Raw genomic sequence first — 19,990 nt, forward strand, 5'->3', positions numbered from 1 at the left:
CTACCGGGGCCCGCTCCGCCCGGCGAGCATCTTCCCAGCTCATCAAGGCTTCGGTATCGAAATGGTACGGATCGGGTGGCAGTGCGTGACCCTGCCCGGATCGTCCGGCGTCAGGACAGGCCGCCCGTCGCGCCGAGGTTCTGCCCCGACACCCACCGGCCGTCCGGGCCGACCAGGAACGCGATCACGTCGGCGACGTCGGCCGGCCGGCCGAGCCGTCGAAGCGGCGTCAACCCGGCCACCGTCTCCAGCGCCTGCGGGGGATTGGTGGACCGCAGCAGGTCGGTCTCCACCGGCCCGGGGGAGACGGTGTTGCAGGTGATCCCGCGCGGGCCGAGCTCCACGGCCGCGGCCGCCGTCAGCTGCTCCAGCGCGCCCTTGCTGGCGAGGTACGGCGCGATGCCGGGGGCGGGGCGGCGGGTGTTGAGGGAGGAGACGTTGACGATCCGCCCGCCGTCGCGCATCCGCCGCGCCGCGTACCGCAGGGTCAGGAACACCGCGCGGGTGTTGACGGCGAGCACGGCGTCGAAGTCCGCCGCCCCGGTCTCGGCGAGCGGGGTCCGGGTGAAGCTGCGCGCCGCGTTGTTGACGAGGACGTCCAGACCGCCCAGCCGTTCCTCGGCCTCGGCCATCAGCCGTTCGGCGCCGTCCGGTTCTCCGAGGTCGGCGCGCACCGCGTGGGCCCGTCCGGCGCCGTGCCTGGCGACCACGCGTTCCACCTCCCGGGCCGCCGCGTCGTCGTGGGCGTACCCGAAGACGACGTCCGCGCCGTCCGCGGCCAGCCGCTCGACCACGGCGCGCCCGATCCCGCGCGAGCCGCCCGTGACGACCGCGGCCCGGCCCGCCAGTACCCGGCCCGCCCGTACCGGGTCAGCTTCGTCCGACATCCCGACACCCCGTTCCCGGCCGGCCGCACACCGGCTCCGGGGAGAACCTACCCTCCGGCGGATCCCGCGGCTACGGCACGAAGACAGCACGAAGACAGCACGAAGACGGTGCGGACACGGCGCGGCCGGGCCCGCGTACCGCGCCGCCGCCGGGTGGCGGTCGGTGCGGTGCGCGGGCCCGGCCGGTTGCCCTACTTCGCCACGATCGGCGCGTCCACGCTCTGCAGGCAGGCGAGCAGCGTCCGGGCCTCGATGTTGAGGTAGTGGCTGTGCCGGATCAGCCCGAGCAGCTCCGGGACGGGGATCCACCGGTAGTCGGGTCCGGGCACCACGTCACGCAGGGCGGGGCCGGCGTCGATGACCACGTAGCGGTTGCGGGCGTGGTAGAAGCGCCCGCCCTCCTCCGAGAGCACCGAGTCGAACAGCACCCGCTCCGACGGAGCCCCGAGCACGTCGTCGAGCAGCGCCGGCCGGGCGGCGGCCGGCAGCAGCGCGTAGTTCTCGGGCGTGCACTGGACGGTGGGCGCGAGTTCCAGGACGTCGGTGTACCCCGGCTCCACGCGGGCGTGCACCAGCGCCTGGAGGACGCCGTCGACGCGCCGGGTCAGGAAGGCCGACAGGCCGATGCCGTGCGGCTCGATCATCGGCTGGGTCCAGCTGCGGACCTCGCGGCCGCCGGCCTGGACGTCCACCGCGATGACGCTGAAGAAGGTGCCGTTCTCGTGCGAGATCCGGTCCGCCGAGCGGTTCCAGTTCTGGACCTTGTTCAGCGGGACGAGCTCGGCGCGCGGCTCGTACCGGGTGCGCGCCTCGGTGATCCAGCTGAGCAGGTCGGTGCGGACCGGTGCGACGTCCGAGCCGCCGTCGCCCAGCTCGCTCCCCTGGAACGGGAAGGGCAGGCAGGCGAGCACGCTGCGCGAGTCCATGTTGACCAGGTCGTCGACGACGAGCAGCTCGTGCAGCTGCCGCAGGGTCAGCCAGTGGAACCCGTCGAGGACCTCGATGTCCTCGTCCACCTCGATGATGATGTTGCGGTTCCGCTTGCGGTAGAACCAGCAGCCCTGCTCGGACTGGCGCACATCGGCGAGGGTCCGGTAGCGCCCGGGCTGCTGGAAGTACTCGACGTAGGCGACGGCCGCGCCCTTGTGGACCCGGGTGTAGTTGCTGCGGGTGGCCTGCACGGTCGGCGAGAGCTGCAGCCCGTTGCAGTTGCCGGGCTCCATCTTGGCCTGCATCAGGAAGTGCAGGACACCGTCGAACTCCTTGGCGATGATGCCGAGGATGCCGATCTCCGGCTGGTTGAGTATCGGCTGGGTCCACCGCTCGACCGGGAGGCCCGGCATGGTGACGTCCAGACCCTCGACGCTGAAGAACCGGCCGCTGTCGTGGACGAGGTTGCCCGTCTCCGGGTCGAAGCCCCAGCCGCGCATGTCCGCGAAGGCTATCCGCTCGATCCTCGACTCGTCGGCCCGGCTCCGGGCGTCGAGCCACTCGTGGAAGCCGGCCAGGGTGGCCGTGGGGGTGTCCAGGGCGTGCGCGGAGCGCGCGACGCGGGTCGTGAGAGTGGTCACCAGGCCCACGCTTCCGGGCCGGGGCCGCCGTTGCCGATCGGCGGGAACAGCCGGTCGAGCTCGGCCAGCACCTCGTCCGAGAGCTTCAGCTCCAGGGCGTTCAGGCCGCTCTCCAGCTGGGCGATGCTGCGCGGGCCGATGACCGGCGCGGTGATGCCGGGACGGGACATGACCCAGGCCAGGCCGACCTCGGCCGGGTCGGCGCCGATCTCGTCGCACAGCTTCTCGTACGCGGCGATGGCGTCGCGGTGCTTCTCCATCGCCTCCACCGCGCGGCCCTGCGCGGTCTTGACGGCGGTGCCCTCCTGCAGCTTGCGCAGCGCGCCGCTCAGCAGCCCGCCGTGCAGCGGCGACCAGGCGAGGACGGCCACGCCGTACTTCTGGGCCGCCGGGATGAGCTCCATCTCGATGTAGCGGGTGACCAGGTTGTAGACCGACTGCTCGGACACGATGCCGAGGAAGTTGCGGCGCTTCGCGGCCTCCTGCGCCTCGGCGATGTGCCAGCCGGCGAAGTTGGACGAGCCCACGTACCGGACCTTGCCCTGCTGGGTCAGCATCTCCATCGCCTGCCAGACCTCGTCCCAGGGGGCGTGGCGGTCGATGTGGTGCATCTGGAAGATGTCGATCCAGTCGGTCTGCATCCGGCGCAGCGAGTCCTCGCAGGACGCGATGATGTGCCGGGCGGACAGGCCGCCGTCGTTGGGACGGTCGGTCATCGGGGTGAACACCTTGGTGCCGAGCACGACCTGCTCGCGGCGGCCGCCGCCCTGGGCGAAGTACTCGCCGAGCAGTTCCTCGGTGAAGCCCTTGTGGACCTGCCAGCCGTACTGGTTGGCGGTGTCGAGGAAGTTGATCCCGCGGTCCAGACCGCGGTCCAAGATCTCGAAACTCTCTTCCTTGGTCGCCCGGACCCCCAGGTTCAGCGTGCCGAGGCAGAGCCGGCTCACCTGGAGGGCGGTGCGGCCGAGGTAGGTGTACTCCATGTACAGATTCCTTTTCCGGTACTTGTTCTCTGCGGACGCCCGCCGGCCGTCGGCCGGCGGGCAACCGCGTCAGGGAGACCCGGGGTGATCACCCCGGGGCCTCGCGTGGGCGGATGTGGGCCCGGGTCTCACTGCCAGCGGAACAGCCTGGACGCCAGTACGCTACACAGCGCGCCGACGGTCGCGAGGACGACCAGGTGCAGCGTCTGCGGCCAGTGTCCCTCCCAGGAGTCCCGCAGTGCCTGCAGGGTGGCGCCGAGCGGGGTGTAGTCCCCGATGGTGGCAACGGTGTCGGGCAACTGCTCCTTCGGGAGGAACACGCCTCCGAAGAACAGGCTGGGGAACAGCAGCGACAGGCCGATCGAGGTCGCCGCGCGGCTGCCCGGCGCCATCGCGGCGACCACCAGGCCGACCGAGAACAGTGCCCAGGCGCCGAGGGCGAAGGTCAGCAGGAAGGCGGGCACCTGCTCCGGCAGCGCCGTGTCGAACGCGTACCGGCCGACCCCGAGGACCAGCACCGCCGCGACGACGGCGGTCGCCAGATTGATGACGAGCTGGGCGAGCAGCAGGTTGACCGGGTGCACGGGGCTGGCCGCCATGCGGCGCAGTATCCCCTTCTCCCGGTAGGTCGCCAGGGTGGTGGGCAGCAGGTTCAGCGACAGCATGGTGAGGCACATGGACATCGCCATGGCCGGGACGAACGCCGCCATCGCGAGCTTCTCCTCGGGCGTGTCGTCCGAGTTCGTGGTGATGATGTGGAAGATCCCCAACAGCATGATCGGCAGGGCGATCACGAAGAACACCGCGGTCGGGTCGCGGAGGAAGAGCTTCGTCTCGACGAGGGTGAGCTGCGAGCGCCCGGTCATGGGTGTCCTCCTGGCGGACGGGGGCCGCCTTCGGTCGGGGTGGTCGCCGGGCGGGCCGGCGGCGGGTCGTCCTGAGGCCGGTGCGGCCCGGCGTCGGTCGGTCCGGGCACGGCTCAGTTTCCGACCGGCGCGGAACCGGTGAGCTTGACGAAGGCGTCCTCCAGCGTCGGCTGCTCCAGGCGGAGCTCCCCGGGGACGATCCCGTGCCGGGAGAGGACCGAGACGGCCGCGTACACGAGGTTCTCCGTGCCGGTCACCGTCACCCGGGAGCCGGCCCGGGTCACCGACGTGACCTCGGGCAGCCCGGTCAGCAGGGAGTCGTCCAGCGGGGCGGAGGGGACGAAGCGCAGACGCTGCTCGGAGTTGGCGGCGGAGATCAGGCCGGCCGGGGTGTCGAGGGCCGCCAGCCGCCCTTCCTTGATCACCGCGATGCGGTCGCAGAGCCGCTCGGCCTCCTCCATGAAGTGGGTGACCAGCAGCACGGTGACGCCCTGGGCGCGGACCTTCTCGATCAGCTCCCAGGTCTCCCGCCGGGCCCGGGGGTCGAGCGCGGTCGTCAGCTCGTCGAACACCGCGATCCGGGGGTTGCCGACCAGGGCGAGGGCGATGGACAGCCGCTGCTTCTGGCCTCCGGACAGCTGCCCGAACCGGCTGTCGCGCTTGCTCTCCAGCCCCCAGTCGGTGATCAGCTTCCGCCAGTCGGTGGGGTCGCTGTAGAAGGTGCTGTACAGCTGCAGCGCCTCCCAGACCTTGAGCCGGGGCGGCAGCTCGCTCTCCTGGAGCTGGATGCCGATGCGCTGGCGCAGCTGCTCCTTGTCGCGGTGCGGGTCGAGTCCCATGACGGAGACCTTGCCGCGGTCGTACCGGCGCAGGCCCTCGATGCACTCCACGGTCGTCGTCTTCCCCGCGCCGTTGGGGCCGAGGATGCCGAATATCTCGCCCTCCTCCACGGTGAAGGAGACATCGTCCACGGCGACGTGGTCGCCGTAGGTCTTGCGGAGGTCCTGGACCTCGATCACCGGCATGCCTTCCCTTTCTTCTCCACCGGGATTCCGTGCATCCGCGCCGTCGGACACGGGTGGACCCGTGCCCGCTTCGGGCCGCCCGATGCGGGGCATCGGCGGCCTTCCGTCCGGTGAACGGCACGGCTCCACCGCCGGCTGTGGGGACAACCGGCGGCGGAGCTGTCGACAGGGCGTGCCGTCGGTACGTCGGGATGCCGGGTACCGCGGTACGTCAGTTCGTGCGAAGTGCAGCGTAGCGTGCCAAGCAGGTCTCGTAGTCCGGCAGGGCACCGGCCTCCAGGGCCTGCCGGAGGCCGGGCGCGTTCCGGTCCCGGTCCGACACCAGGAACTCGACGTCGTCGGGCCAGGGCAGGGCGAGCTCGGGATCGAAGGGGTCGATCTCGTGCTCCGCGCCCGGGTTGTACTCGGTCGAGTTGAGGTACGCGGCCACGGTGTCGTCCTCCAGGGCCATGAACGCGTGCCCGAGCCCCTCGGAGAGGTAGATCCCCTGGCAGGTCACGGCGTCCAGCACCAGGGAGTCCCACTGCCCGAAGGTCGGCGAGCCCACCCGGAGGTCCACCACCACGTCGAGCAGCGAGCCCCGGGTGCAGGTGACGAACTTGGCCTGCCCGGGCGGCACGTCCGCGAAGTGGACCCCGCGGACCGCGCCGCGCCGGGACACGCTGTTGTGGTACTGCCCGAGGCGCAGCGGGTGCCCGATCGCCTCCGTGAAGACGGAGTCGGTGTAGTTCGCGCAGAACGACCCCCGGTCGTCGGGGAAGACGTTCGGCGTGAAGGCGAAAGCCCCGCCGATGGACAGTTCGCGGTATTTCACTAGTGGTGCTCCGTGGTCAGCTTCTCGAGCACCGGCACGAGGTCGGCCGGGCTCGGCGTGGACTTGATCTCCGCCTGCAGTCGGGCCGCGGACTCGTGGAAGGAGGGCTCGTTGAGCAGCCGCTCTATCCCCTCGCGCACGCCCTGGGCCGTGAGCTTACCGGCGTGCACGTAGATCCCCGCGCCCGCGTCCTCCAGGGCGTTCGCCTTGTTCCACCAGTCCGCGAACCGGATCGGGGCCATGAACTGCGGAACGCCGTGGACCAGCGCGGTCGTCCAGGAGCCGAAACCGCCGTGGTGGAGGATGGCGGAGCAGGTCGGGAGCAGCGTGTTCAGCGGCACGAAGTCCACCAGGCGCGTGTTGGCCGGAATCCGCTCCAGCCCGGCGGACACCTCCTCGGGCAGCGCCGCGACGAGCTCGATGTCGAGGTCCGCGACCGCGTCCAGGATCTCCTGGACCGGCACGAAGGAGCCGCCCAGCGCCCCGAAGGAGACACCGGAGGTCAGGCAGACCCGGGGGCGCTGGGGCTTCTCGCGGACCCAGGCCGGCTCGACCGACGGCCCGTTGTACGGCACCCAGCGCAGCGGGACGCGCTTGACGGCCAGCGGCAGCTGGAGGCTCTCGGGGATCTGGTCGATGGTCCACTGCCCGGTGGTGACCTCTTCGGCGAAGTCGGAGCCGTAGCGGGTCAGCAGCTCGGTCAGCCAGGCGGCCAGCGGGTCCTCGCGCTGGTCCTCCGGCTGCTGCTCCAGGAGCTCCAGGAAGGCCGAGCGCATCGTGGAGTAGACGTCGACGCACCACAGCATGCGCGCGTGGGCGGCGCCGACGACGCGGGCGGCCACCGGCGCGGCGTAGGTCAGCGGGTCCCAGATGACCAGGTCGGGCTGCCAGTCCCGGGCGAGGGCGACCATGTCGTCGACCATGCCGTCGTTGTAGATCCGGTAGGCGAACTGGACGCTCATCCGGTACTTGGTGAGTACCTTCTCCCAGGTCTGCTGGTCCGCGAACGGCTGCGACCAGTCCGAGATCTCGTTCTCCAGCTGCTCGTGGTGCATGGCGAACAGCTGGTGAATGTTGTGGTCCGTGCCGACGGACACCGCGGTGAGACCGGTCCGGCTGATGTCCTCGACCAGGCAGGGGTTGCTGGCGATCCGCACCTCGTGCCCGGCGGCGGCGAACGCCCATGCCAACGGGACCATGGTGTACAGGTGGGATTTCTCGGAGACGGTGGCGAACAACACGCGCATGTGTGTTTCTTCTTTCCTGGAGTCCCGTTAGGCGCATTCAGCAAAGCTGACCGGGAAGGTCGGCGACAACCCCTACCACCCCTTATGCAGCGGAATGCGTGTTCAGCTGGAATTCAGTTGGTGTAGGGCCCGCGGGCCCTTGCCCGCGCACTCACCCGGCGGCGGTGCCCGGCGAAGGCAGCAGCGTGATCGGGTTCCGGGCGATGAGGAAATCCGAGACCGTGTTCACGACGGCGGCCTTCTGGTCACTGAGGTAGAAGTGCCCGCCGGGAAAGACCTGGAGATCGAAAGTGCCGGAGGTGTGGTCGCCCCACGCCGCCACCTCCTCGACGTCGACGCGGATGTCGCTGTCGCCGCCGAGCCCCACGACGGGGCACCGCAGCGGGGGCCCGGGAACGTAGCGGTAGGTCTCCGCCGCCTTGTAGTCGCTGCGGATCGCGGGCAGCGCGAAGCGCAGCAGCTCCAGGTCGCCCAGGACGCGGGAGTCGGTGCCGCTGAGCCGCTGCAGCTCGGCGACGATGCCGTTGTCGTCGAGCAGGTGGATCTCGTTGCTGCGGTGCTGCGACGGCGCGTTCCGGCCGGAGGCGAACAGGGCGGCCGGGACGATGCCGGACTCCCGCTCCAGCAGCCGGGCCACCTCGAAGGCCACGCTGGCGCCCATGCTGTGGCCGAACAGCGCGACGGGCAGGTCCGTCCAGCGGGTGAGCACGGTGTGGATCTCCCGGGCCAGCTCCTGGACGCTCTCGACGGCCGGCTCGGTGCGCCGGTCCTGCCGCCCCGGGTACTGGACGGCCATCACCTCGATCCCCGGGGACATCTCCTCCGACATCGGGAAGAAGAAGCTCGCGGACCCGCCGGCGTGCGGGAAGCAGATCAGCCGCACCGTGGCCTCGGGCTGGGGGTGGAAGCGGCGCAGCCACAGGCTGTCGTCGTCGCTGGTGGGCGATGCCATGGTGATGGGTGTCCCTTTCGGTCTCACCGGTCGTGCCGGTACTGGTCGAATGCGAACCGTGTGCCGTGCACCCGCCGCCGCGTGGGGGCGCGGCGGCGGGTGGTGCGCTCAGCGGGCGTCGTCCCGCCGGGGCAGGGCCGAGACCCATGCCTCGATGGCGGCCGCGGTGGAGGCGACGTGGTCCTCCATCACGCTGAAGTGGTTGCCCGGGACGTCGACGACGTCGTGCGGCAGGTCCCAGAAGGAGCGCCACCCCTCGGGGGACGCCGCGGCCGCGCCGCCGCCCAGCGGCTGCTCGGCCCGGACGAGCAGGGTGGGCGCCTCGACGGGCCGCGGCTCCCACTCCTTGCAGATGTCCAGGTACCAGCCCATCGCCGTCAGCCGGTCGTCGTCCATCGCGACGAAGCTGCCCTCGCGCTCCGTCATGCCGTCCATCAGGGCCAGCCCGAACTGGTTGACGAAGTTGCTCCTGGGCACGTACGTGTCCACCAGGACGACACCGGCCGGCCGGACGCCCAGCTCCTCCAGCCGACCCGCCGCGGCCTGGGCGAACCAGCCGCCCGCCGAGGTGCCGAGCAGGACGAACGGGGCACCGTCCGCCGCCTCGGCCACGGCGGCCGCCTGGGCCTGGACGACGGCCTCCATGGTCGTCGGCAGGCTCTCGTCCTTCACGAACCCGGGCAGCGGGAGCGCGGACACGTCGCGCAGCCCCCGGAAGGACGACGCGAACCGGGCGTACTGGTGCAGCCCGGCCAGGGCCAGGCAGGAGGGGAGGCAGAACACCTGGGTCGGCGCCTCGCCCCGGGCGAGCTTGATCGGCGTCGGCGGCTTGTCGAGCTCGGCGCCGGAGCCGAACTGCGGCCGCAGCGCGGCGACCGCCCGCAGCAGGTCGAAGGCCTCCCCCCACTTGCCGCGCTGGAAGGCCCCCAGGTAGAGCGAGGCCAGCGTCGCCGAACCGCCCGCCGGGGCGGCGGCCGCCGCCTCCGGTGCCCGGTCCGCCGTGGCGGGAGCCTCGGCCAGCTCGCGGCGCAGCCGCTCCGCCAGGTCGACCGGGGTGCGGTGGTCGAAGGCCAGGGTCGCGGGCAGCCGCAGGCCGGTGGCGGCGTTCAGGCGGTTGCGCAGCTCGACCGCGGTGAGCGAGTCGAAGCCGGAGTCCACGAACTGGTGGTCCTCGGCCACCGCCTGCGGCCCCGCGTGGCCCAGCACGGCCGCCACCTGGACCCGCACCAGCTCGACCAGCGCGGCGAGCTGCTCGGCCTCCGGCAGCGCCGCCAGGCGCCCGGCCAAGGACGGGCCGCCCGTGCCGCCGTCGCCGGCCGCGCTTCCGGCCGCGGCCGCGGGCCGACGGCCCGGGGTGCGGACCAGGCCGCGGAGCACGGCGGGAAGGGGGACGCCCGACGCGGCGGCCCGCAGGGCGCCGGTGTCGATCCGGATCGGCACCAGCAGCGGCTCACCGAGGACCAGCGCCGCGTCGAACAGCCGCAGGCCCTCCTCGGACGACAGCCCGCCCACACCGGCGCGGGCCGCACGGGCGAGGTCGCCGGCGTCGAGCGTGGCGGTCATCGCGCTGAGCTCGTCCCAGGGGCCCCAGGCGAGCGAGACGGCGGGCAGCCCCTGGCCGCGCCGGCTGTGCGCGAACGCGTCCAGGAAGGAGTTCGCCGCCGCGTAGTTGGCCTGGCCCGCGCTGCCCATCACCCCGGCCGCCGAGGAGTACACCACGAAGGCGGCGAGGTCCCGGTGACGCGTGAGCTCGTGCAGGTTCAGCACGGCGTCCACCTTCGGCCGCAGCACCGCGTCCAGCCGCTCCGGCGTGAGCCCGTCGACCAGGCTGTCGTCGACGACGCCCGCCGTGTGCACCACGGCGGTCAGCGGGTGCTCCGCGGGGATCGCGGCCAGCACGGCCGCCAGCGCCTCGCGGTCGGCGGCGTCGCAGGCGGCGAGGGCGACCTCGGCGCCGAGCCCGGTGAGCTCGGCCCGCAGCGCCTCGGCGCCCTCGGCGGCCGGGCCGCGCCGGCTGGTCAGCACCAGCCGGCGGACGCCGCGCTCGCGGACCAGGTGCCGGGCGAGCAGCCCGCCCAGCAGGCCCGTGCCGGTGATCAGCACGGTGCCCTCGGGGTCCCACTGCGGCGCGGCGTCCTGCGGGACGGACGCCACCCGGGCCAGCCGCGGCACCGAGAGCTCGCCGCCGCGCACCGCCACCTGGGGCTCGCCGGACAGCAGCGCCGCGCCCAGGGCCCGGCCGGAGGACGCGTCCTCGTCGACGTCGACCAGGACGAAGCGGTCGGGATGCTCCGACTGCGCCGCGCGGACCAGTCCCCACACCGCGGCGTCGGCCAGGTCGGAGACGCCCTCGTCGGGGGCGGTGCCGACCGCCCGCCGGGTGACGAACACCATCCGGGACGACGCGAACCGCTCGTCCGCGAGCCAGCCCTGGACCAGCGCCAGGGCGCGGTGGGTGGCGGCCCGCACCGCCTCGGCGCCGTCCGGCGCGGAGGGGCAGGAGACGAGCACCATCGCGGGGGCCGAGCTGCCCGAGGCAACGGCGCCGGCGAGGGCGTCCAGGTCCGTGTAGGACTCCAGGAGGAACCCGAGCTCGTCCAGGACCTCCATCTGCTTGAGGTCGTCCGACCCGACCAGGGCCAGCCTGGTGCCGGACGGCTGCCGCGCCGGGGCCGGCACGGACGGCCAGTCGACCCGGAACAGCGACTCCTGCCCGGACGGCCGGGCGGACCCGAGCTGCCCGGCCGCCATCCTGCGCAGCACCAGGGCGTCGACGACGGCGACCGGGCTGCCGGAGGAGTCCGCGACCGCCACCGAGACCGCGTCGGTGCCGGCGGCACCGATCCGCACCCGCAGCTCCGTCGCTCCGGAGGCCCGCAGGGAGACGCCGGTCCAGGAGAACGGCAGGCGGCCCTCTCGTTCGTTGTCGGGGCCGCTGTCGGGGCCGCTGTCGAGGATCGAGCCGAGCGCGAGGCCGTGCAGGGCGGCGTCCAGCATGGCCGGGTGCAGGCCGTAGGAGGCGGCGGCGGACTGCTGGTCCTCGGGCAGCCGCACCTCGGCGTAGACGGCGTCGCCGGTCACCCACACCTGTCGCAGGCCCTGGAAGGCGGGGCCGTAGCCGAAGCCTCCCTCGGCGAAGCGCTCGTAGAGGTCGCCGACCTCGACGGGCTCCGCGCCGACCGGGGGCCACACGACCAGGTCGCCGTCGGCGGCGGTGGTGCCGTCACCGATGCCCAGAACGCCGGTGGCGTGGCGGGTCCAGGGGTGGTCGGGGTCGGCGTTCTCGGGGCGGGAGTGGATGGTGATCGAGCGGGTGTTGGTGTCGTCGGGTGCTTCGGCGGTGATCTGGAGGGTGATGCCGCCGTGCTCGGGGAGGATGAGGGGTGCTTCGAGGGTGAGCTCGTGGACGTGGTCGCAGCCGGTGCGGTCGGCGGTCTGCAGGGCGAGTTCGAGGAAGGCGGTGCCGGGGAAGAGGATGGCTCCGGCGACGGCGTGGTCGGCGAGCCAGGGGTGGGTTCGGACGGAGAGGCGGCCGGTGAGGACGAGGCGGTCGCTGTCGGCGAGGGGGAGGGCCGCGCCGAGGAGGGGGTGGTCGGCGGCGTCGAGGCCGGCCTGGGTGAGGTCGGCGGTGGTGTGGGGTGCGTCGAGCCAGTAGCGGTCGCGTTGGAAGGCGTAGGTGGGCAGGTCGACGCGGTGGGCGGTGGTGAAGAGGGTGTCCCAGTCGACGGTCAGGCCGGTGGTGTGGATGCGGCCGAGCGCGGTGATGGCGGATTCCTCCTCGGGGTGGTTCTTGCGGAGGAGGGGGATGAACTCGCCGTTCTCGACGCAGGACTGGCCCATGGCGGTGAGGACGGCGTTGGGGCCGAGTTCGATGTAGCGGGTGACGCCGCGGTTGTTGAGGGTGGTGATGCCGTCGTGGAAGCGGACGGCCTGGCGGACGTGGCGGACCCAGTAGTCGGGTGAGCAGACGAGTTCCGGGGAGGCGACCTCTCCGGTGACGTTGGAGATGAGGGGGATCTTCGGCTCGTGGTATTCCAGGCCCTGGGCGATCTGCCGGAAGTCCTCCAGCATGGGTTCCATGAGGGGCGAGTGGAAGGCGTGGCTGACGCGCAGGCGGGTGGACTTCCAGCCGCCCGCTTCGACGATCGCCAGGACCGCTTCCTCGTCGCCCGACAGGACGGTGGCGGTGGGGCCGTTGATCGCGGCGATGGAGACGCGGTCCTCGTGTCCGGCCAGGAACGGCAGGACGTCGTCCTCGGAGGCGATCACGGAGACCATGGCGCCGCCGGTGGGCAGGGCCTGCATCAGGCGTCCGCGCGCGGCCACCAGCGCGCACGCGTCCTGGAGCGACCAGACACCTGCGACATGAGCGGCGGCGAGTTCGCCGACGGAGTGGCCGACGAGGAAGTCGGGGCGCACGCCCCAGGATTCGACGAGGCGGTAGAGCGCGACCTCGATCGCGAACAGGGCGACCTGCGCGTAGCCGGTGCCCTCCAGCGCGGTGGCGTCGGAGGAGATGACTTCGCGCAGCGGACGGTCGAGGTGCCCGTCGACGGCGGCGCAGACCTCGTCGAAGGCGGCGGCGAACACCGGGAATGCCTCGTGCAACTCCTGGCCCATGCCGATGCGTTGTGCGCCTTGTCCGGTGAACAGGAACGCCGTCCGGCCGTCGGTCATCGGGGTGGCGGTGACGTCCTCCAGGGCGTTCAGCAGTTCCTCGCGGTTGCGTCCGACCACCGCGGCGCGGTGCTCGAACGCCGTCCGGCCGGTCGCCAGCGAGTAGCCGACGTCGACGGGGGACAGTTCCGGCGAGGCCGCCACGTACTCGCGCAACTGCTCCACCTGGGCGCGCAGCGCCGCCGCCGACCTGCCGGACAGCACCCACGGGATCACAGCACCACTGCCCGCGGAGGGCGTGTCGGCATCGTCGGGGGCCTGCTCCAAGATGGTGTGGGCGTTGGTGCCGCTGATGCCGAAGGCCGAGACGCCGGCGCGGCGGGGGGCGCCGGTCTGCGGCCAGGGCCGGGCCTCGGTGAGCAGTTCGACCGCACCGGCCGACCAGTCGACGTGCGGCGAGGGCTCGTTGACGTGCAGGGTCGCGGGCAGCACGCCGTGCCGCAGCGCCATCACCATCTTGATGACGCCGGCCACGCCGGAGGCGGCCTGGGTGTGGCCGATGTTGGACTTCAGCGCCCCCAGCCACAGCGGCCGGTCATCGGACCGTCCCTGGCCGTAGGTGGCCAGCAGGGCGCCGGCCTCGATCGGGTCGCCCAGCGTCGTCCCGGTCCCGTGCGCCTCCACCGCGTCCACGTCCGCCGTGCCCAGGCCGGCCGAGGCCAGCGCGGCGCGGATCACCCGCTGCTGCGAGGGGCCGTTCGGGGCGCTCATGCCGTTGCTGGCGCCGTCCTGGTTGATCGCGGTGCCCCGGACGACCGCCAGCACCCGGTGGCCGTTGCGCCGGGCGTCGGACAGCCGCTCCAGGAGCAGCATGCCCGCGCCCTCGCCCCAGCCGGTGCCGTCGGCGGCCGCGGAGAACGCCTTGCAGCGGCCGTCGGGGGCCTGGCCGCCCTGGCGGCTGAAGTCGATGAAGAGGTTGGGGGTGGACATCACGGTGGCACCGCCGGCCAGCGCCATCGAGCACTCGCCCCGGCGCAGCGACTCCGCGGCCAGGTGGAGCGCCACCAGCGAGGAGGAGCAAGCGGTGTCGACCGTCACCGCCGGACCCTCCAGACCGAAGAGGTAGGAGATCCGGCCGGAGGCGACGCTGCCGGAGCTGCCGCTGCCGATGTACGCCTCCAGGTCCTCCGGCACCTGCGGCAGCCGCAGGCTGTAGTCCTGGTACATCAGGCCCGCGAACACGCCGGTCCGGCTGCCCTTCAGCGAGCCCGGCGCGATGCCGGCCCGCTCGAAGGCCTCCCAGGAGGTCTCCAGCAGCAGCCGCTGCACCGGGTCCATCGCCAGCGCCTCGCGCGGCGAGATGCCGAAGAAGGCCGGGTCGAAGTCGTAGGCGTCGTAGAGGAAGGCGCCCTCGTTCGCGTAGGACTTGCCGGGCAGGCTGCCCGTCGGGTCGTACAGGTCCTCGACGTCCCAGCCGCGGTCCGTCGGCATCGCGGCCATCGCGTCCGTGCCCTGGGCCACCAGCCGCCACAGGTCCTCCGGGCTGCGCACGCCGCCGGGGAAGCGGCAGCTCATGCCGACGATGGCGATCGCGTCCTCGGCGCCGTCGCGCACCGGTGACGCGGCCGAGGTGCCGGTGGCCGCGGCGGCCGTGCGCAGCCGGTCGCCCAGGGCCTCGGTCCGCAGGTACTCGGCGAGCGCCGTGGGGTTCGGGTAGTCGAAGACCAGCGTGGTCGGCAGCCGCAGCCCGGTGGCCGTGTTCAGCCGGTTGCGCAGCTGCACCGAGGTCAGCGAGTCGAAGCCGAGCTCGCGGAAGGCCCGGTCCGCGGTGATCGCGTCGGCCGAGGCGTGCCCCAGCACGGCCGCGACCAGCGAGCGCACCAGGTCCAGCAGGAAGCGCTGCTGCTCGGTCTCGCTCTGCCCGGCGAGGCGCCGCGCGAGCGAGTCGGTGCCGTCCTCCGGCGTCCCGGCCTCCACCACGCGGCGGGCGGGGGTCCGGACCAGGCCCTGGAGCATGGCCGGGACGGAGCCGGTGGCGGCGCTCGCCCGCAGGGCGGCGGTGTCCAGCAGCATGGGCACCAGCAGTGGCTCGTCCAGGGCCGCGGCGGCGTCGAACAGCGCCATGCCCTGGTCGGCGGAGAGCGGGGCCACGCCCGAGCGGGCGGAGCGCGCGGTGTCCTCGGCGTCGAGGTGGCCGGTCATGCCGCTGCGGTCGGCCCACAGGCCCCAGGCCAGTGACTGGCCGGCCAGGCCGGCGGCCCGGCGGCGGCGGGCCAGGGCGTCGAGGAACGCGTTGGCGGCGGCGTAGTTGGCCTGGCCGGGGCCGCCGAGGACGCCCGCCGCGGAGGAGTAGAGCACGAAGCCGGACAGGTCCAGGCCCGCGGTCAGCTCGTGCAGGTTGACGGCCGCGTCGACCTTGGGGCGCAGCACCCGCCGCAGCTGCTCGGCGGTGAGTCCGCTCACGACGCCGTCGTCCAGCACACCGGCGGTGTGCACGACCGCGGTGAGCGGGTGGGCCGGGTCGATGCCGGCCAGCAGGGCAGCCAGGGCGTCGCGGTCGGCGGCGTCGCAGGCGGCCACCGTCACCGAGGCGCCGGCGGCGGTCAGTTCGGACCGCAGCTCCTCCGTGCCCGCGGCGTCGAGGCCGCGGCGGCTGGTCAGCAGCAGGTGGCGGATGCCGTGCCGGGTGACCAGGTGGCGGGCGAGCAGTCCGCCGAGGGTGCCCGTGCCGCTGATCAGCACGGTGCCGTCGGCGTCCCAGTCGAGGGCGGACCCGGCGGCGGGGACGGGGACCCGGGCCAGCCTGGCCGCCCGTACGGCGCCCTCGCGGACGGCGAGTTGGGGCTCGCCGCCGGCCAGGGCGGCGCGCAGGGCCCGGACGGAGTCCGGGTGCCCGTCGATGTCCACCAGGGCGAAGCGGCCGGGGTTCTCGGTCTGGGCCGAGCGCACCAGGCCCCACAGGGTGGCGTGGGCCGGGTCGGTCACGTCCTCGCCGGGCACGGCGATGGCGCCGCGGGTGACGAAGACCAGCCGGGAGTCCGCGAGGCGCTCGTCGCGCAGCCAGGTCTGCACCAGGTCCAGGGCCCGCTCGGCGGCGGCCCGGGCCGCCCCGGCCGCGTCGGCCGCGTCGGTGTCCGGTCCGGGGGCGCACGGGACGAGGACGACCTCCGGCAGCGGGCCGTCGGCCGCGTCGAGGGCGGCCGGGTCCAGCGGCGCCAGCCCCGGCAGGGCGCCGAGGCCCAGCCGGTCCGCGCCCCACACGCCCCAGGGGGCGGCGGACCCGGGGTCGGCGAGCGCCGAAGGCGTCCAGTCGACCCGGAACAGGGCGTCGGTGAGCGCGGACCCGGCGCCGGCGAGCCGCTCGGGGCGGATCTCGCGCAGCAGCAGCGCGTCGACGGAGGCGACCGGCCGGCCGGCGGTGTCGGCGACCCGGAGGGCGACCGCGTCGGGGCCGGCGGGGGACAGCCGCACCCGCACCTCGCCGGCGCCGGAGGCGTGCAGGGTGACGCCCGTCCACGAGAACGGCAGCCGTCCGTTGCCGCCGCCGGCCTCCTCGGAGGCGAACAGCGGCCCGAGCGCGATGCCGTGCAGCGCCGCGTCGAGCAGCGCGGGGTGGAGCCCGAAGGCGCGCGCGCCCTCCTGGTGGTCCGCCGGCAGCCGCACCTCGGCGAACACGTCGTCACCGAGCCGCCAGGCGGCGCGCAGGCCGCGGAAGGCGGGCCCGTAGCCGAAGCCGTTCTCGGCGTACCGCTCGTAGAGGTCCTGGACGGCCACGGGCTCGGCGCCGGCGGGCGGCCACGCGGCGAGGTCGAAGGAGGCGGCTCCGCCGGAGGGCACGACCGTGCCGGAGGCGTGAGCGACCCAGGCGTCCTCCGCCGCGTGCTCCGCGCGCGAGTAGACGCCCACCGTGCGGCGCCCGGCGGGGTCCGGCTCGCTGACGGTGACCTGCACCGCCACGCCGCCGGTCGCGGGCAGCAGCAGCGGCGCCTGGAGGGTCAGCTCCTCGACCTGCGCGCAGCCGACCCGGTCGGCGGCCTGCACCGCGAGCTCCAGGAACGCCGTGCCGGGCAGCAGGACGCTGCCGGTGAGGGCGTGGTCGGCCAGCCAGGGGGAGGTCTCCAGGGACAGCCGGCCGGTCAGCAGCAGCCGGTCGGAGTCCGCCAGGTGCACGGCGGCGCCGAGCAGCGGATGGTCGGCGGCGCCGAGTCCGGCCGACGCCACGTCCCCGGCGGCCACCGGGGACTCCAGCCAGTAGCGCTGCCGCTGGAACGCGTAGGTGGGCAGCGGGACGCCGCGTGCCCCGGTGCGGGCGAACACCGTCGCCCAGTCCACCGAACCGCCGGCGACGTGCAGTTCGCCGAGCGAGCCGAGGAAGCGGTCGTAGCCGCCCTCGTCGCGCCGCAGGGTGCCCACGGCGACGGCGCCCGAGCCGGCGTCCTCGAAGGTCTCCTGCATCGCCATCGCCAGGACGGGGTGGGGGGCGGCCTCGACGAACGCGGTGTGGCCGTCGGCGAGCAGCGCGCGGACCGCGCGCTCGAACTCCACCGGCTGCCGCATGTTCCGGTACCAGTAGTCCGCGTCGAGCCCGTCGGTGTCCTGGAGGGCGCCGGTCACCGAGGAGTAGAAGGGGATCTGCGCGGCGCGCGGCCGGACCGGCGCCAGGTCGGTGAGCAGCCGCTCGCGCAGCGCCTCGACCTGCGGCGAGTGGCCGGCCATCCGCACGCCGGGGACCCGGCGGGCCTTGACGCCGTCCTCGGTGAGCCGGGCCAGCAGCTCGTCGAGGGCGTCGGGGTCGCCGGCGACCGTCACGGAGGCGGGGCCGTTGGCCGCCGCGAGGGCCAGCCGGCCGGCCAGGGCCTCCAGCCGGGGCGCGATCCGCTCGGCGGAGGCCAGCACCGAGAGCATGCCGCCCTTGCCGTCGATGGCCAGCATCGCCCTGCTGCGCAGTGCCACCACCCGGGCGGCGTCCTCCAGCGACAGGGCGCCCGCCACGTACGCGGCGGCCACCTCGCCCTGGGAGTGGCCGACGACCGCGTCGGGCTCGACACCGTGCGAGCGCCACAGCGCGGCCAGCGCGACCATCACGGAGAACAGCACCGGCTGGACGACGTCGGTCCGGTCGGCCGCCGGCGCACCCTCGGCGCCGCCGAGGGCGTCGAGCACCGACCATTCCAGGTACGGGGCCAACGCCGCGTCACAGGCGCGCAGCTGCTCGGCGAAGACCGGCGAGGAGGCCAGCAGCGGCCGGGCCATGCCGGCCCACTGCGAGCCCTGGCCGGGGAAGACGAACACCGTCTTGCGGCGGCCGTCCGCCAGGCCCTGGACGAGCTGGGCCGCCGGCTCGCCGGCCGCGAGGGCCCGCAGGGCGCCCAGCAGCCCCTCCCGGTCCGGGACGACGATCGCGGCTCGGTGGTCGAGGGAGGCGCGCTCCAGGGCCAGCGAGTACCCCAGGTCGGCGGCGGCCAGCTCGGGGCGGGCGGTCACGTGGTCGAGCAGCCGCCCGGCCTGGGCGCGCAGCGCCTCCGCCGTCCGGCCGGAGACCAGGAAGGGCAGCACCGAGGGGGCCTCGGCCGGGGGCCGGTCGGCGGCGTCCGCCTCGTCCGCCTCGTCCGCCGACGGCTCGGGCGCCTGCTCCAGGATCACATGGGCGTTGGTGCCGCTGAAGCCGAAGCCCGAGACGGCGGCCCGGCGCGGGGCACCGGTCCTCGGCCACTCCCGGGACTCCGTCAGCAGCTCGACGCCGCCGGCCTCCCAGTCGACCATCGGGCTGCGGTCCTCGGCGTGCAGGGTCTTCGGCAGGACCCCGTGCTGGAGCGCCAGCACCATCTTGATGACCCCGCCGACCCCGGCCGCGGCCTGGGTGTGCGCGAGGTTGGACTTCAGCGAGCCCAGCCACAGCGGCCGGCCCTCGGGACGCTCCGCGCCGTACGTGGCCAGCAGCGCGCCGGCCTCGATCGGGTCGCCGAGCCTGGTGCCGGTGCCGTGCGCCTCCACCGCGTCGACCTCGGCGGCGGACAGCCGGGCGTCGGCCAGCGCGGCCCGGATCACCCGCTGCTGCGAGGGCCCGTTCGGCGCCGTCAGCCCGCTGCTGGCGCCGTCCTGGTTGACGGCCGAGCCGCGGACCACGGCGAGCACCGGGTGTCCGAGGCGCCGGGCGTCGGACAGCCGCTCCACCAGGAGCATCCCGACGCCCTCGCCCCAGCCGGTGCCGTCCGCCCGCGCCGAGAACGCCTTGCAGCGGCCGTCCGAGGACAGCGCCCGCTGCCGGGCGTACTCGATGAACGCGACCGGGGTCGACATCACCATGGAGCCGCCGACCAGGGCGAGCGAGCAGTCGCCGCGGCGCAGCGCCTGCGCGGCCAGGTGCAGCGCCACCAGCGAGGACGAGCAGGCCGTGTCGACGGAGACGGCGGGCCCCTCCAGGCCGAAGGTGTAGGAGATCCGGCCCGAGGCGACGCTGCCGGACCCGCCGGCGCCGAGGTAGCCCTCGACGTCCTCGGGCACCGTGGTCAGCCGGGAGCCGTAGTCCTGGTACATCACGCCCGCGTACACACCGGTCCGGCTGCCCTTGAGCGTGGTCGGGTCGATGCCGGCCCGCTCGAAGGTCTCCCACGCGGTCTCCAGCAGCAGCCGCTGCTGGGGGTCCATCGCCAGCGCCTCGCGCGGGGAGATGCCGAAGAAGCCGGGGTCGAAGTCGTACGCGTCGTCGAGGAAGGCCCCCTCCTCCACGTAGCTCTTGCCCTGGGCGTCCGGGTCGGGGTCGTACATCGCCTCGACGTCCCAGGCCCGGTCGCCGGGCAGCGGACCGACCGCGTCACGCCCCTCGGCCACCAGCCGCCACATGTCCTCCGGGGTGCGCACGCCCCCGGCGTAGCGGCAGCTCATGCCGACGATCGCGATGGGCTCCTGGTCCCGCTCCTCGATCTTCTGCAGACGCTGGCGCGTGCGGTGCAGGTCCGTCGTCACGCGCTTGAGGAAGTCGCGAAGCTTCTCTTCGCTCACGGTGCTCACCGTTCAACCGCCGCTTT

Annotated in this window: 9 protein-coding genes; all 9 read right to left on the minus strand. The window is 73.9% G+C overall.

The window, feature by feature from the left end; all coding sequences use genetic code 11:
• Positions 1-110: 110 nt before the first annotated feature.
• The 9 genes from ACFC0B_RS00880 to ACFC0B_RS00920 all read right to left on the minus strand — a co-directional run bounded on the left by ACFC0B_RS00880 (position 111) and on the right by ACFC0B_RS00920 (position 19,964).
• The gene (locus tag ACFC0B_RS00880; RefSeq protein ID WP_376080274.1) at positions 111-887 is read right to left on the minus strand and encodes an SDR family NAD(P)-dependent oxidoreductase; all 777 of its coding nucleotides are present in this window, start codon (positions 885-887) and stop codon (positions 111-113) included.
• Positions 888-1,078: 191 nt separating this feature from the next.
• Positions 1,079-2,461, minus strand: a complete 1,383-nt coding sequence (locus tag ACFC0B_RS00885) for an NDP-hexose 2,3-dehydratase family protein (protein ID WP_376082313.1) — start codon at positions 2,459-2,461, stop codon at positions 1,079-1,081.
• Entirely contained in the window at positions 2,455-3,441 is a 987-nt protein-coding gene (locus tag ACFC0B_RS00890; RefSeq protein ID WP_376080276.1) for an aldo/keto reductase, read from the minus strand. Before ACFC0B_RS00890 ends, ACFC0B_RS00885 begins: the two co-directional genes overlap by 7 nt.
• A 128-nt stretch (positions 3,442-3,569) precedes the next feature.
• On the minus strand, positions 3,570-4,307 hold the full coding sequence (locus ACFC0B_RS00895) for an ABC transporter permease (RefSeq protein WP_376080279.1): 738 nt from the start codon (positions 4,305-4,307) through the stop codon (positions 3,570-3,572).
• Positions 4,308-4,420: 113 nt separating this feature from the next.
• A complete protein-coding gene (locus ACFC0B_RS00900; protein ID WP_376080281.1) occupies positions 4,421-5,332 on the minus strand; it encodes an ABC transporter ATP-binding protein in 912 nt (303 codons plus the stop codon).
• Positions 5,333-5,543: 211 nt separating this feature from the next.
• Entirely contained in the window at positions 5,544-6,146 is a 603-nt protein-coding gene (locus tag ACFC0B_RS00905) for a dTDP-4-dehydrorhamnose 3,5-epimerase family protein (protein ID WP_376080284.1), read from the minus strand.
• Positions 6,146-7,393, minus strand: a complete 1,248-nt coding sequence (locus ACFC0B_RS00910; RefSeq protein WP_376080287.1) for an activator-dependent family glycosyltransferase — start codon at positions 7,391-7,393, stop codon at positions 6,146-6,148. The genes ACFC0B_RS00905 and ACFC0B_RS00910 overlap by 1 nt, the downstream gene beginning before the upstream one ends.
• Before the next feature lie 151 nt (positions 7,394-7,544).
• Positions 7,545-8,345, minus strand: a complete 801-nt coding sequence (locus ACFC0B_RS00915; RefSeq protein ID WP_376080290.1) for a thioesterase II family protein — start codon at positions 8,343-8,345, stop codon at positions 7,545-7,547.
• 108 nt (positions 8,346-8,453) lie between these two features.
• Positions 8,454-19,964, minus strand: a complete 11,511-nt coding sequence (locus ACFC0B_RS00920) for a type I polyketide synthase (RefSeq protein WP_376080293.1) — start codon at positions 19,962-19,964, stop codon at positions 8,454-8,456.
• Positions 19,965-19,990 lie beyond the last annotated feature (26 nt).

Origin of the sequence: Kitasatospora sp. NPDC056184 (assembly GCF_042268405.1) — a bacterium.
Classification (GTDB): domain Bacteria; phylum Actinomycetota; class Actinomycetes; order Streptomycetales; family Streptomycetaceae; genus Kitasatospora.

Bases quoted from the DNA above. Each gene is read 5' to 3' on its own strand.
- ACFC0B_RS00880 (WP_376080274.1), bottom strand. From the start codon at position 887: ATGTCGGACGAAGCTGACCCGGTACGGGCGGGCCGGGTACTGGCGGGC.
- ACFC0B_RS00890 (WP_376080276.1), bottom strand. From the start codon at position 3,441: ATGGAGTACACCTACCTCGGCCGCACCGCCCTCCAGGTGAGCCGGCTC.
- ACFC0B_RS00895 (WP_376080279.1), bottom strand. From the start codon at position 4,307: ATGACCGGGCGCTCGCAGCTCACCCTCGTCGAGACGAAGCTCTTCCTC.
- ACFC0B_RS00900 (WP_376080281.1), bottom strand. From the start codon at position 5,332: ATGCCGGTGATCGAGGTCCAGGACCTCCGCAAGACCTACGGCGACCAC.
- ACFC0B_RS00910 (WP_376080287.1), bottom strand. From the start codon at position 7,393: ATGCGCGTGTTGTTCGCCACCGTCTCCGAGAAATCCCACCTGTACACC.
- ACFC0B_RS00915 (WP_376080290.1), bottom strand. From the start codon at position 8,345: ATGGCATCGCCCACCAGCGACGACGACAGCCTGTGGCTGCGCCGCTTC.